Consider the following 15044-nt stretch of genomic DNA (forward strand, 5'->3'; position numbering starts at 1 on the left):
ATCTGCCACGCCAGATCATGATAACCAAACTTTCATCATTCTCTATTTATGCGGATTATTTATCTATTCTGTATACCCTTACATCCTGTGATGGTACCGAATATTGTAAATTATTATTGTTAACGGAAAGTTGAGTGGATGTCCATAGTTCTTTCACTCCAGATTTATCAGCATGCTCCAGACCTACGCGGCTAAGGTCCAGATTTCCTTCTTTAACCGTATTTTTGTCAAAATTGAAGATAGCCACATAAATATATTCTTTAGTATCCAGCATGTACATTGGCTCCGCTTTGCCGGGCCCGGCGGCAGTATAGCCTTCTACCGGATAAAAAGACTTGCCTATACGGGCTATATCATTGATATCTTTATTTGTAGCCACTTTCATGGCTTTATCGCGGGCTTCCTTATCTCCGGGGAAACTTCCTTTCAGACTGAAATTATCACCCAGCATATAGATACCGGTAATAACGGCCGAGGTAATACGCCCCCTGTTGCTTCCTTCTTTATAATCATCGGCTTCCTGAGGTTTATAAAGTAAGATATGGTCGGAGTCATTAAATGGATAAACTCGGTCGAGCCACCAGCCGAACGAAAGGCTATTGAGCATATAGCCTGTTGTTCCCCATTCGCCTTCGGTCATCGCACCCCAGGCGTCGCAACTGATCCGCTTCGAAGTTCCGTACTGAGATGGGAATGTGGGCGCAATGGACAATGCCATGAACATGTCTTCGCCACACAAGTCAGACAGGTATTTCATGCCTTCGTTATATGCCTGTATGCCTGTGGTTACATCGGGATTGTAGAAAGAATCGGCTTCAAGCGTTCCGTTATTGATAAAGTCGAGTTTCACATAAGTATATCCCAGTTTCTTAAACTTGTTGATATAATAATCCATCCTCTGCTTTGTTGCCGGATGGGTGGGATCTACAGCCAATGATTCTACCTTACGGGGCTTGCCGTTGGCATATAAATAAATATCTTTATATTTCCACTTACCATCGGTACCTTCAACAGTCGCTTCTGCATTTCCATGCCAATCGGAGAAGGGACACCAGTAGATTCCGGCTTTCTGTCCGTTGGCCTTACAATGTTCTGCAAATGTACCAAGTTGCTCTTCGGAAAAATTATCCCAGAAAGAATCCAGTCCTATATATACCGTATTGTCGTTTTCAAAATTATTCGGCTGTAATTGGTTTTTGAAGAAATCGGAAACTTCAGTCGCGCCCTCATAGTTCACTTTCGCAGCCATCGCAGCCCAGCTGTTCCAGCCGAAAGGTGTTCCTCCATTCCATTTACGGGGAGGAGTTATCAGGGCATTCGCCTCGCCGAACAATTCCAATCCTTTACGCCAATCGGAGAAAAATCCGATAAATATTTTAGGTGATTTCAGGCTTTTGCCTTTTATACTGCCATGCTCTTTCGATGGCCTGTCGGGTTTTTCACTGATATCCCTTGTCAATTCATGAGTTACACCACCATAACACTCCAATTCGGTTATATATTGATTATCCTCGCCCTTATAGCGGATACCGGTCTTCCATGTATCATGTTCCACCGAGCCGATAACTAATCCGGCACGGCCCTTTCCATTGAATACGGACGTTACTTCGAAAGACATGTCCTCTCCTGTCAGAGGAGATGAAAGATAATGTACGAAGGCGTCGTTGTCGAAGGGCACACGTAATACACGGTTGCTCTCATCATGAGGCAGAAAAGCATTTTTTGCCACAGTGTACACCGGGGCTATATAATTACTAGAGATGTCCGTGGGGGATTCCAGATATACTTCTGTCAGAAAATATTCTTTATCTGAGTAAAAGTAATACACCTGCCGGATATCAGGCTTACCGGATAATCCGGTATAGCTAACAGTAAACTTTTCTCCTTTTCCCAATACATCGGAAACAGATTCTTCCGTGATGCTGACTACCGGGTAAGCAGTACTTTCGATAAAATCATCCCCAATTTTTGCCTTTACAAATACACCGGATAATATACTCTTGCCATTGTGCCTGTAGTCTAAAGTTTTGGAATCTTCATTATAAATGATAGCCCACTGTTTATTTCCTATATTGTTTCCACTTGCACAAGATGCATATGCCAAAAGGCATATGCAACTCATACAAATAAAAACTATCAGACCTGTTGTTTTCGTCATCTCGTTTTTATTTTAATTATTCAGTTAATTATATCCCGGGTTCTGATCTTCTTTGCTGAATGCTTCATTGGTTTTGATCTCAGTGTCCGGAATCGGATAACGTTTGTTGAAATCCTGTATTGTTCCCGATTCTTTTGCCCATCTGTTACGCTCTTTTATCAGTTCTACAAATTTGTTGGTACGCAACAAGTCGATGCGACGCCATCCTTCAAAACATAATTCACGCATACGTTCATCCATGATTTTTATACGGAAATCGCCCTGAGACATATTGTTCCACTTCTTATCCGCCGGTAATGTCCCACCCCATGCACGTGTACGGATCTCATTATTTACAAGATTTACCGCATCAGAAGTTTGTCCTAATTCATTCAGACATTCGGCATGCAGAAGCAGAACATCCGCATAACGTATCACAGTAAAATTCTTGCCGGAATTCCACATATTGTTGATTCCAAGATTTGAAAGGCTGTCTGTACGGAAATCTTCATATTTCTTTATATGCGGGTCCAATTCATCTGTTGTACCTGTCCACTGGGTCTTTGACAAGTCCGGAGTTACATATTGGTAAGTACCGTTTCCCGAATATTTACGGGTATAGTAAGTGAAGTCGTAGCGCAATGCTTCGTTTTTACGAAGGTCGCCATCTTCCCAAATACCTCCTTCTGTTACTGTTTTGTAAGCAAAGGGTGTAGGGACAAGGAAGTCATAACCGGAGAAAGAACATGCCTGACTGAACCATGAGTCGCAAGCACGTGAACCTGTATCGAACTGCCAGTAATTACAATCAGGCCATACGTTATTGAATTGCAATTCGAACAGTGATTCGGCTGAATTCGGGTTGTCATAACGGAACAAATCGCTATAGTTATTCAACAATCTGTAACGGCCCATATCGATTATCTGTTTAAAGCAATCATCCGCCTTAGAAAAATCGCGTAAGTTGGTAGATTCGGGAGCTGCCATATAAGCTTTTCCGAGCATAGCTAAAGCGGCTCCTTTCGTTGCACGTTGTGGCTCGCCGTTGTAGGAATCCGGTAAATTCCGGGCAGCAGTTGTAAAATCATCAATAATGTATTTCCATACTATATCCAGCGGTTGGCGTCCAAGTCCTAACTCGTCAGTCTTTGCTATATCAATAACCGGGATCTCACCCCAATACATACTCAACTCAAACATCAACATTCCACGGATGAAACAAGCTTCTCCAAGTAATTTCGCCGCACGTTCGGGCTGTTCGGTAGTCATGCCTAATGCATAAATAGCTTTCGCGGCCGATACAACAGCTGGCCAGCGATTGTTCCATATACTCGAAACCTGAGTAGAAGTGGCATTCAACTGTCCGTTGTATTTGTCCATACCTGCCTGGTCGCCGGAAGAAATCAGCTGGAAGTTGCCTTGCTGGGTTTCGTCAGTTCCCAAATAGGGCATCAAACCGTTACGTCCTTCTTTACAATTGCGATAACTCTTATATAATCCGAGAACTAACGGCTCTACATTATCAATCTTTTCAAAAACCTGTTCTTCAGCTAATGACCCTGTCGGATCTACTTTCAAAAAATCAGCACAGGAAGTTATGTTCAGAGCAAATGTACAAACCAATGCACATATTGCACTATATTTATATATCTTTTTCATTGTATATTCTCTTTAAAATTTAAATGTTTTTATCTCCTGTTCCGTTAGAAAGCTATATTTACACCGAAAGTCCACATGCGTGTAGGAGGATACCAATCACCTGTTTCAGGGTCATATCCTTTATAGTCGGTCAGACAAAAGATGTTGGAACCGGTAGTATAAACACGAAGGTTGGAGAGCTTCATTGCATTCACTACTTTAGCAGGAAATGTATAAGCCAGTGTCAATGCAGACAAACGAAGGAATGACGCTTTTTGCACACTGAAATCCATCTGGCCCGCGTTATAGTGGTTATAATCGAAACCAGCCAATGCACGCGGGAATTTAGCATCTGTATTCTCAGGGGTCCAACGATCCAGCAGGTCGGCCGAAGCAACGCTCGAACCGGTGCTGCCAATGAGGGACTCGTACCACGGACTTAATTTTTTCGCACCGTAGGAATAACTGAATACGGCATTCAAGGAAAGACCTTTCCAACTGAAATCGGAAGAGAAACCGCCATAGAACTTAGGGTCTGTAGAACCTACGACGACACGGTCATTCTGATCTATTTGCTTATCATCGTTTACATCCAGGGGATAAAGGTCTCCCGGATTTACATTATATCCATTCCAGTTGATTCCGTTCAAACGATCCATATCCACCGCCTGAGCAATACCGCCTGTCCTCCAGATATAAAGTGTGTTGCGCGATTCCCCCAGGAACAGGTTGCCTTCTTTCTGGATATTACGGTCACCATCTACATTATAAACTACGCCTGTGTTTCCGTAAAGTTGAGTAACCTTATTTTTATCCATCGACAGCGTAGCCGCGAAGTTCCATTCAAAGTCTTTTGTCCTCATCAGATTCGCATTTAATGCAAACTCCAGTCCTTTATTTTCGATAGCACCAATGTTTTCAATTGTAGTTGAATAACCTGTGGTAGTAGGTAATGAATGGCTCATAAGCAAGTCTTTGTTCTTTATTAAGAAGGCATCCACCGACAGATTGATACGGCCTTTTAAGAACGCCATATCCAGACCAAGGTTCCATTGTTTTTGTTTTTCCCAGCTAATATCCGGTGTGCCACGGCGCCCGTTAGACACGAATGAATTGGTATAACCTGTCTCCGAAGTACCGGTATAGCTGACATTATATAGAGACAGATAAGCGAAGTCGTCGATATTCTGATTACCTACAACACCAAATCCGGCACGTAATTTCAACTGGTCAAACAAAGTCTGATTTTTCATAAAGTCTTCCTGCGTAATATTCCATGCAGCCGACAGTGACGGAAATATGCCCCACTGATTACCATCAGCAAATTTAGATGAACCATCGTAACGGGCAGTAGCCGTCAATAAATATTTATCTGCGTAGGTATAATTTACACGTGCAATGTAGGATAATAAAGTCTGTTTTGACCATCCCGAACTCAAACCACGCTGGTCCTTCTTATAGCCTGATTGTAAGCTGTGATACCCGAACAGGTTAGAACCATAACCTGTAGAAGTTCCATTAATATAACTGTAATTTGTTTGGGTAGCACTTGTACCCAACATTCCATTCAGTTTATGTAGGTTATTAATAGTAGTTGCGTAAGAAATTGTGTTATCCCACTGCCATACGGTACGTGTGTCACGATTGTCGACAGCTTCACCCTGAGTTCCGTAACGCTCCGATTCATAAATATCGTTAGGAGTATATTTATTTTGTTGTTTCTGAGCATAGTCGACAGAGAAAGTGGACCGCAGGTTCAATCCTTCTATTGGGTTAATATTGATATAGTTAGAGCTAAGCAAGCGATTATATGCTAAATCATTGTCAACTTTCAAAGATCGCAAAGGATTAAAATTGTTCTGATCGAAGATTCCCTGCCAGTTCAATGTCTTGAGCTCATCGGAAATTGCCAGCATCGGATTAGCCAAACGCGCGCGGTTCATAATACCGTCATCAACCAATGTATTATTTGTACGTGTATAAGAAGTATTGGTACCAACTTTCAGCCAGGGTTTGATCTGTTGGTCGGCATTGATACGTCCCGAATATTTTTTTTGCCCGGATTTTTCAATCACCCCTTTATTATCCGTGTAACCGAAGCTGAGATAGTAAGTACCTCTGTCGTCACCGTTTGACAAGCTTACGACATGGCTTTGTTGCACACCTGTACGGCTCACCGCATCCAGCCAGTCATAGTTTTCATTGTTTTTGTAAGCATTAAATTCATAATCGGCAAATACGGTATTTGAACCCATAATAACATCATTAATATACGCATTCACATCCCCATTCGGATTTGTCTGCTTATAACCGTTTGTATAGGCCTCTTTACGAAGTTCAAATAACTGAGAGGTATTCATTGTCTTTGGTGTATTGGCATAGGTCTGGAAACCTACCCAACCGTCATATGTTACCCGGCCTTCTCCTTTTCTACCTTTCTTGGTGGTAATTACAACAACCCCGTTAGAACCGCGCGATCCGTACAAAGCTGTGGCAGAAGCATCTTTCAGAACTTCGATGGACGCAACATCGTTCAGGTTCACGGCATTGAAGCCGGAGAACGAATTATCCATTACCATGCCGTCTACTACGTATATAGGATCGGTAGAACCATTGATTGTATTGATTCCGCGAATTTTGATGGAAGCATCATCTGTCGGGCGTGTCGGGTTAGAGATAAAAACACCGGCTACACGGCCTTGTAGAGCCTGATTGATATTGGTTACCGGTTTCTCTTCCAGCACTTTACTACTTACACTGCCTATAGCTCCGGTCAGATCGCTTTTTTTGAAAGTTGCACCTACTATTACAACCTCATCTATCTGGAAATCCAGTGACATAAGGGTAACGTTCATTATTTCACCGGTTACGGTGACTTCTTTTGCCTCATACCCCAAAAGAGAAAAAGTCAATGTGCTATTTCTCGCCGCAGATATAGAATATTGTCCGTTTTCATCAGAAAATGTTCCGGTGGTTGTACCCTTCACAGCCACTGATGCTCCAATTACAGGTTCTTTTGTCTGGCTATCAGTTATAACTCCCGTAACAGTCATATTCTGTGCGAAAGCTACACCCCCTGAAACAATAAATAGCATCATTATTATTAATGCCATTTTCAGTTTGGAATTAATGTTAATACACTCGTTCATAAGTTATTTATTTTAGATAAAAAGATTTATGGTTTAATTATTCGAAATATAAAATGCAGTAAATCAGGTTCTTCAAAAAAAAGATCTTCTTTGGTTCTACGTTTTTTTTCCTATCATAAAAATCAATTTAAAGTGTTTTTACTTAGATAAAATAAAGGGTGTTCTTTGCTTGGCTTAAAATATGTTTAACAAGTATAATCAATTCTAGTTTGGTGCAAATGTAAACCGAACCCCCTGTAATAGGAATTCCCATCCTGTCAAAAAATGGAAGACATGTCCTATCGGGATGTTTTTCGTCCGGAATCGGACATTTGTCCTATTTATTGCGACATATGTGATTTATATAATATGTATATTTGCTACAAATACGACATCTACCATATAATTCCATGAAAAATATAATTTTAATCACACTTATATTTCTATTTTTCACAATAGATATACCTGCCAATAACTATTACTTTTCTATTATTGACGGTAATATGGGCTTATCCCAGAACAATGTAAAATCCATTTATCAGGATAGTTACGGATTCATGTGGTTTGGAACACGTAACCGCCTCAATCGTTACGACGGGGTCTCCCTTAAAGTTTACAACTGCTATGACAACATAACAAAAAAAGGGAATAATAATATCAGCACAATATTTGAAAGCGTTGATAAGAAATTATGGCTGGGGACGGATAAAGGAGTTTTTATCTTCGATCCGGTAACCGAACGGTTCAGTTCTTTCGACTTAAAGACAGCGCAAGGGGTGAACATTAATGAATGGATAGCTGACATACAGCAAGACCAGAGCGATAATATCTGGATCGTAGTACCCAATCAAGGTGTATTCAGATATGAGCTTACGACCGGGAAATTGCATTTATATACCGTTGTTAAAGAACTTAAGCCCAGTATAAGTAATCCGCAATGTATTGCCATAGAAAAAAACGGCAGAGTATGGATCGGCTCGAATGGTTCGGGAGTATTCCGGTACAATGATTCCGACGATACTTTTACCCAGTATCTGGGGGATGGGACAGGCAATATAAGCCTTGCCGGGAAAAATATATATACGATTTGCCATGACAATGACCATATTATTATCGGAATACATGAAGAAAAATTATTAAAACTCGACAAACGCCGGAACATACTCAAAGAGATGAATGTCCCCGATGTGAATTATAAAATAATCAGGTATGTGACAATTATCAACGATGATGAAATATGGGTGGGCACACAAGCCGGGCTGTACATCATAAACGAAAAGACGCAAACTGTAGACCATGTGAAAGAAGACCCTCTGAACAACCATTCATTATCGGATAATAAAATAGAAAAGATATACAAGGACAGAGAAGGGGGTATATGGGTGGGTACTAATTTCGGCGGTGTAAATTATCTTCCGAACAGGAACAATAAATTTGAGAAATATTTTCCTACCAGTGAACCCGGCTCACTCAAATCGAAGCGGATACGGGAAATAAAAGAAGATAAAAACGGAAAAATATGGATAGGAACAGAAGATGCCGGCATTTCCATATTCAACCCGGATACACAAAAATTCAGTTCAGTAAACAACCTCTCGGATAATAAGACCCTGGCCTTGCTGATCCAGGAATCCAAAATATGGATCGGTTTCTTTAAAAACGGGTTGGATATAATCCATCAGCCTCAAAATAATGTACAGCATTATTCTCATTTCGATATGGGATTGAACGAGGAAAGTATATATGCCCTGTGTGAAGACCGAAACGGGAAAATCTGGCTGGGAAACGCCTGGGGTATTTTCGTTGCGGACAAAGGCAGTATGAAATTCAGGCATATGACGGGATTCAGCCTGAGCTACACATACGACATCATGGAAGATTCCGAAGGCTATATATGGATCGCAACTATGGGCAACGGCGTTTTTCAGTATGACCAAAAACAAGATATAATTATCCATCACAAAACGGGAGGAGAAAACAGCCTGAGTTCTAATTCCGTAAGTAGTATAACAGAGGACCATCTGGGACAGATTTGGTTCTCGACCGACCGTGGGGGCATCTGCGTATATAATAAAAAAGATAAGCAGTTCACTTCTTACTCTATAAAGGACGGATTACCCGACGATGTAGCGTATAAAATACTGGAAGATAAAAATTATAATCTTTGGTTTGGTACTAATTCAGGGCTGGTACAATTCAACCCCGAAACCAAGGCTATAAGAATATTTACTCAAAACGAAGGATTATTATCTAACCAGTTTAACTATAAATCAGGATTGGTAAGCAGTTCGGAAAAACTCTATTTCGGCAGTATGGAAGGTATGATCGCCTTTAAGCCGGAAGAATTTAAAACGAATAATTTTGTCCCGCCTGTATATATCACCAAGTTATCCATATTGAATAAGGAAGTAGATTCCAATATGGAAGGCTCTCCTCTGAAAAAGAGTATCCCGCATACAGACAAAATAGAATTACCATACAATCAGGCAAATATCAGACTCGACTTCGTATCACTCAGTTATACGGCGCCCCAAGCCAATATGTATGCATACAAAATGGAGAATATAGATACAGAATGGATATATACACAAAACAATCATAGTGCGTCTTATGCCAAACTTCCTCCGGGCAAATACATATTCAGGGTCAAAGGTTCAAATAACGACGGATTATGGAACGAAGAGGGGGCTTCGCTGGAGATTATCATATTACCGCCTTGGTGGGCCTCAAGCATTGCCTACCTCATATACTTCATTCTGTTCATTACAATATTATACCTTTCCATGAAATTTTCATTGAAGAAATATCAGAAAAGGAACAATGAAAGGCAAAAGCTGTTCGAAGTAGAGAAAGAAAGGGAACTGTATGAGGCCAAAGTTAATTTCTTCACTGACATAGCTCACGAGATACGCACCCCGGTAACCCTCATCAACGGGCCTTTAGAGTCTATTATAGAAATGGATATACCCAATGAATCAGTTAAGAGGAATCTCACCATCATAGAACAAAATACAAAGCAATTGCTTAATCTTATCAATCAGTTACTGGATTTCAGGAAAGTAGATAGTAATAAATTCCTGTTGAGCTTCAGAAATACAAATATATCCCTGCTGATAAACGAAATTCTGTCACGATTCGAAGAACAGTTTATGTCCGCAAAAAAAGAGATCAGTATAGAGTTACCGGATAGCAATCCTGTTTTTGCACTGGTAGACAAGGAAGGATTGACCAAGATATTAACTAACTTATTATCCAATGCTTTCAAATATTCCGATACATCAATAGACATTGCTCTCTTTCGCGACAAAACATACTTCACATTCCAGATATCAAATGATGGACCATTAATTCCTGAAGAGTTAAAAGATAAAATATTCGAGCCGTTTTTCCAGTTAAAAACAACTTTCCGTGAAACCTCCGGCTCCGGAATAGGTTTATCTCTCGCCCGCTCTTTAGCAGAACTTCATGACGGATACTTATTCTATAGTTCCCAGTCGGGTATGAATACATTTATTCTAAAAATACCTCTGTATCAGGAAAACAAGATAGAGGACGGAACACCAACATATCCGGAATCCCAATCAGAGTACATCGTAGAGCATGAAACAACTCCTGCAAAAAAAAGAAGTGCAGAATCTATCTTAGTGGTTGAAGATAATGCCGATATGCTCAGCTTCATCTCCGACAAGCTGAATGAACAATACATTGTAGAACGCGCAAGGAATGGAGTTGAAGCTCAGAAAATATTAAAGATGAAAAGCATTGATATCGTGATCAGCGACATCATGATGCCTGAAATGAACGGATTCGATCTGTGCGAATTTATAAAATCCGATATCGAATACAGCCATATAATAGTCATTCTGCTCACGGCTAAAAATGACCTGCAAAGTAAAATCAAAGGGCTCGAAACCGGTGCCGATGCTTACGTCGAAAAACCGTTTTCGTTCCAGTATCTGCAAACATTGCTGACATCGCTCATGAACAACAGGAAGCGGGAGATAGAACTATTCCTGAAAAAACCATTCTTGCCAATCCAGCAATCGAGTATGAATAAGGCTGATGAAGAGTTTCTGAACAAAATAATAGAAATCATACATGATAATATAACAGATGCCGATTTCAATGTAGAAGGTTTAGCCGACCGTATTCATATGAGCCGGTCGAGCCTTCACCGGAAAATAAAGGCAACTATAGATACCACTCCTACCGATTTTATTCGGCTGGTCCGCTTGCAAAAAGGAGCCCAGCTGATTCAGGAAGGGAAATACAGGATAAATGAGATCTGCTATCTGGTTGGAATAAACACTCCATCCTATTTCATTAAATTGTTTCAAAACCAATATGGAATAACACCTAAAGAGTTTGAAAAACAAAGCAGGCAGTAGCTATTCACAAAAGGTGAAGGCTATCAGTATCACTGATAGCCTTCCTGAAAATATATAAATGTGTTATGCAGGTTTGTTATTTTGTGTTTTACGCGCTTCTTTAATTATCTCCAGTCTTTCTTTCCTGAAATTCTGACGTAAATCGGCAATTTTTTGCTTTTGCGCATCGGGAGCAATGCGGCTAAGTTCTATTGCTTTCTTTTCTTTTTCAAAATTCTCATACAACGATTTTAGTTTTGTTTTGCCCGCTTCATCAAGTTTGCTCATTTCTCTTCTTCCATTGAATACAAAGCGGCCGTCTTCTTTATTGAAATCTTTTCTGAATTCTTTCAGTTTTGTCTGCTGCTCCGGAGTGTATACTTTGTTCAGTTCCTCCATGTGTTGTTTCGCCAGTTCTCTCGATTTTGTTCTGAAATCTTCATTCAGTGCTTTAATTTTTTGCTTCTGGTCGTCTGTCAGATTTAAATCCTTCATCCGGTCACCATGTTTGTCAGCTCTCATGACTTTGTTCCGGTCACCTTTTTTACCGCTCATACCCAAATCTTTCCCCCCTTTCCTCATATCTCTGTTCCCTTTTTGAGCTTGAGCCATGAGTTTTTTCATCTTGGTTTGCTGGTCCGGAGTCAGTATATTATTTACTGCCGTCTGGTGTTGTGTCCTCAATTCCTTTACTTTTGCCAGCTTATCTTCTTTCGACAAATCAGACTGAGCTTTTAGTCCGGCCATTTTAGCCTTAAAGTCCTTATTGGCAGACTCTACTTTTGCTTTCTGTTCGGCTGTCAGGTTCAACTCTTTCTGAAAATCCGCCCTGCGCTTCCCGTCTCTTTTTTCTCCCTGAGCACTAACTGATGCCGTAAGAGAAACAGATGCTATTATAACTAATGATAAAAATAATCTTTTCATAATCTTTATTTTAAATGTTTTATAGTGTTTAGATGCAATAAGAAAGCAGGGGTTTAATTCATATTTATTATTTAACATTTTGTCACATCCCGAATATAAACTATACTCTCGGTGCAGCCTGCCCTTTTGGCAAGTTTAGGGGGTAAAAAACTTTACAAAGTTTACACTTTTTATGTCTTTTTTCCCTGTTGCTTTCTATATAGTCCACAAAGTACCAGTATCTATATCAAGGACACTGAATAAAAATCTGGCCAATCCGGTAAGTAATAACAATTATCTTACAAAACTTGACAAACTTGACACATTTCAGTGAACAGTCAGCAGTGCCCCCCCGCTGGCGCGCAGGGCTGTTAAGTTCTCCGCTTTATTTTGTTATTCTCTGCTGTCATCCTGAGTGGAACGAAGGATCTCATTCGATTTAAGAGATGTTTCACTTCGTTCAACATGACAAAGAGGATATAAGGATTCAGAACTTAACAGCTAACAACTTGTATCTCGTGTCTTGTCTACTCGTAACTTGTAACTGCCCAAAGGGCGCAGAAATAACATTCGCCGAAGCGAAGGCGAGGCAAACTTGTAACTCTTAAAAAAGGTAACAAAAGTAACAGTCTTTTTAGCCTTTGTGTACTTCGTGGTTAAAACTCTTTACCACAAGGGGCACAAAGATTTACACAAAGAACACTATATAAAAAGTAACAAAAGTGACAAATATATCAGTTAGCAGTAAACAGTCATCAGTTAACAACTTGTATGTCGTATCTCGTTTACTTGTAACTCGTAACTGCCCAAAGGGCGCAGAAATAACATTCGCCGAAGCGAAGGCGAGGCAAACTCGTAACTGCTTTAATCAATACTTCAAAGACTATAAGCTAACAGCTAAAGGCTATCGGCTTGATATATAGATAAAGTTTTTCAAAAAGATTAAATTTCATGCATTTGCCCTAAGCTTGCAATGTCCGATAATTAAAAGTTGATATTTCTTTTGTATATTTGCACTCTAATTTGGGGTAGTATTTCTATCCCGGTTTGAAGAGGATTAAAAGAATCAAATTATATAAATGAATAAAATACGGAATTTTTGCATTATAGCACATATCGACCATGGTAAGAGTACGCTTGCAGACAGGCTTCTGGAATACACTCGCACTGTCGAGGGAAAAGATATGCAGGCGCAGGTACTCGACAATATGGATTTGGAACGTGAACGCGGTATCACGATCAAAAGCCATGCCATCCAGATGGAATATACATATAAAGACGAAAAATATATCCTCAACCTGATAGATACTCCCGGACACGTCGACTTTTCGTATGAAGTATCGCGTTCCATAGCGGCTTGCGAAGGTGCGTTGCTTATCGTAGACGCCGCACAGGGTATACAGGCGCAGACCATTTCCAACCTGTACATGGCTATAGAAAATGATCTGGAGATTATACCGATTCTGAATAAAATAGACCTGCCCAGCGCAATGCCGGACGAGGTGGAAGACCAGATTATAGAATTACTTGGCGTAAAGCGTGAAGAGATAATCCGTGCCAGCGGGAAAACCGGAGAAGGGGTATATGATATAATCGATGCCATAATCGAGCGTATCCCTGCGCCGAAAGGAGATCCGGAAGCACCTTTACAGGCTCTGATCTTCGACTCTGTATTCAACTCTTTCCGTGGTATCATCGCATACTTTAAAGTGGTAAACGGTACAATCCGTAAAGGGGACCTGGTTAAATTCTTCTCCACCGGCAAGGAATACGACGCTGATGAAGTCGGAGTCCTGAAACTGGAAATGTCGCCCCGCAATGAAGTGACATGCGGAGACGTCGGCTATATCATATCCGGCATTAAAACATCGAAAGAGGTAAAAGTAGGTGATACCATTACGCATGTCAAGAACCCGTGTAAAGAGGCTATCGACGGATTCGAAGAAGTGAAGCCGATGGTATTTGCCGGAGTATATCCCATCGAAAGTGAAGACTTTGAAGATTTGCGCGCCTCACTCGAAAAACTTCAGTTGAATGACGCCTCCCTTACTTTCCAGCCTGAATCATCGGTTGCCCTCGGCTTTGGCTTCCGTTGCGGATTCCTCGGGCTGCTGCATATGGAGATCATACAGGAGCGTCTCGACAGGGAATTCAATATGGATGTGATAACCACCGTGCCGAACGTATCCTACATTGTACACGATAAAAAAGGAAATACGAAGGAGGTGCATAATCCGGCCGGATTGCCCGACCAGACATTGATCGACTATATAGAAGAGCCTTATATACGCGCCTCCGTGATTACAAACACGACTTATATAGGCCCTATTATGACACTGTGCCTCGGTAAGCGTGGTATCTTACTGAAACAGGATTACATATCGGGCGACCGTGTGGAAATCACTTACGATATACCTCTGGGCGAAATTGTAATCGACTTCTATGACAAACTGAAAAGCATATCGAAAGGTTATGCTTCGTTCGACTATCATATGCACGATTACCGCGAGGCGAAACTTGCCAAACTGGATATCCTGCTTAACGGTGAATCGGTAGATGCCTTATCTACGCTTACACATGTGGATAATGCCGTAACATTCGGACGCCGTATGTGCGAAAAACTGAAAGAACTGATTCCCCGCCAGCAATTCGACATTGCCATACAGGCGGCTATCGGCGCTAAGATTATAGCCCGTGAGACAATAAAGGCCGTCCGTAAGGATGTAACTGCCAAATGTTATGGCGGTGATATTTCCCGTAAGCGCAAATTGCTGGAGAAACAGAAAGAAGGTAAGAAACGCATGAAGCAGGTGGGTAATGTGGAAGTGCCGCAGAAGGCATTCCTTGCAGTATTAAAACTGGATTAAGAGC

Annotated in this window: 6 protein-coding genes; 2 read left to right on the plus strand and 4 right to left on the minus strand. The window is 40.9% G+C overall.

The genetic code is table 11. The annotated features are described in order from the left end of the window. Positions 1-55: 55 nt before the first annotated feature. Genes ACFO6W_RS15805 through ACFO6W_RS15815 form a run of 3 tightly spaced genes read right to left on the minus strand, consistent with a single transcriptional unit; the run spans position 56 to position 6888 of the window. Positions 56-2158, minus strand: a complete 2103-nt coding sequence (locus ACFO6W_RS15805; RefSeq protein WP_379998147.1) for an alpha-galactosidase — start codon at positions 2156-2158, stop codon at positions 56-58. Between the two features lie 24 nt (positions 2159-2182). Beyond that, on the minus strand, positions 2183-3796 hold the full coding sequence (locus ACFO6W_RS15810) for a RagB/SusD family nutrient uptake outer membrane protein (RefSeq protein WP_379998150.1): 1614 nt from the start codon (positions 3794-3796) through the stop codon (positions 2183-2185). 44 nt (positions 3797-3840) lie between these two features. Continuing rightward, positions 3841-6888, minus strand: a complete 3048-nt coding sequence (locus ACFO6W_RS15815; RefSeq protein ID WP_379998209.1) for a SusC/RagA family TonB-linked outer membrane protein — start codon at positions 6886-6888, stop codon at positions 3841-3843. Positions 6889-7313: 425 nt separating this feature from the next. Between ACFO6W_RS15815 and ACFO6W_RS15820 the strand changes: the two genes are divergently transcribed. Continuing rightward, positions 7314-11291 carry a hybrid sensor histidine kinase/response regulator transcription factor gene (locus ACFO6W_RS15820; RefSeq protein ID WP_379998153.1) on the plus strand — a complete coding sequence of 1326 codons (3978 nt, stop codon included), beginning with the start codon at positions 7314-7316 and terminating at the stop codon, positions 11289-11291. Between the two features lie 63 nt (positions 11292-11354). Here ACFO6W_RS15820 and ACFO6W_RS15825 read toward each other — a convergent pair whose 3' ends face one another. Next, positions 11355-12194: a hypothetical protein gene (locus ACFO6W_RS15825; protein ID WP_379998155.1), complete on the minus strand. Its 840-nt coding sequence runs from the start codon at positions 12192-12194 to the stop codon at positions 11355-11357. Between the two features lie 1058 nt (positions 12195-13252). On the opposite strand from ACFO6W_RS15825, the gene lepA reads away from it, so the two are divergent. Continuing rightward, positions 13253-15040, plus strand: a complete 1788-nt coding sequence (gene lepA, locus ACFO6W_RS15830; protein ID WP_379998157.1) for a translation elongation factor 4 — start codon at positions 13253-13255, stop codon at positions 15038-15040. Positions 15041-15044: the final 4 nt, after the last annotated feature.

Source organism: Dysgonomonas termitidis, from assembly GCF_042654545.1.
In the GTDB taxonomy this organism is placed as follows: domain Bacteria; phylum Bacteroidota; class Bacteroidia; order Bacteroidales; family Dysgonomonadaceae; genus Dysgonomonas; species Dysgonomonas termitidis.

Excerpts from the sequence above, each read along its gene's own strand:
- ACFO6W_RS15825 (WP_379998155.1), bottom strand. The coding sequence starts at position 12,194 with ATGAAAAGATTATTTTTATCATTAGTTATAATAGCATCTGTTTCTCTT.
- lepA (WP_379998157.1), top strand. The coding sequence starts at position 13,253 with ATGAATAAAATACGGAATTTTTGCATTATAGCACATATCGACCATGGT.
- ACFO6W_RS15805 (WP_379998147.1), bottom strand. The coding sequence starts at position 2,158 with ATGACGAAAACAACAGGTCTGATAGTTTTTATTTGTATGAGTTGCATA.
- ACFO6W_RS15810 (WP_379998150.1), bottom strand. The coding sequence starts at position 3,796 with ATGAAAAAGATATATAAATATAGTGCAATATGTGCATTGGTTTGTACA.
- ACFO6W_RS15815 (WP_379998209.1), bottom strand. The coding sequence starts at position 6,888 with ATGGCATTAATAATAATGATGCTATTTATTGTTTCAGGGGGTGTAGCT.
- ACFO6W_RS15820 (WP_379998153.1), top strand. The coding sequence starts at position 7,314 with ATGAAAAATATAATTTTAATCACACTTATATTTCTATTTTTCACAATA.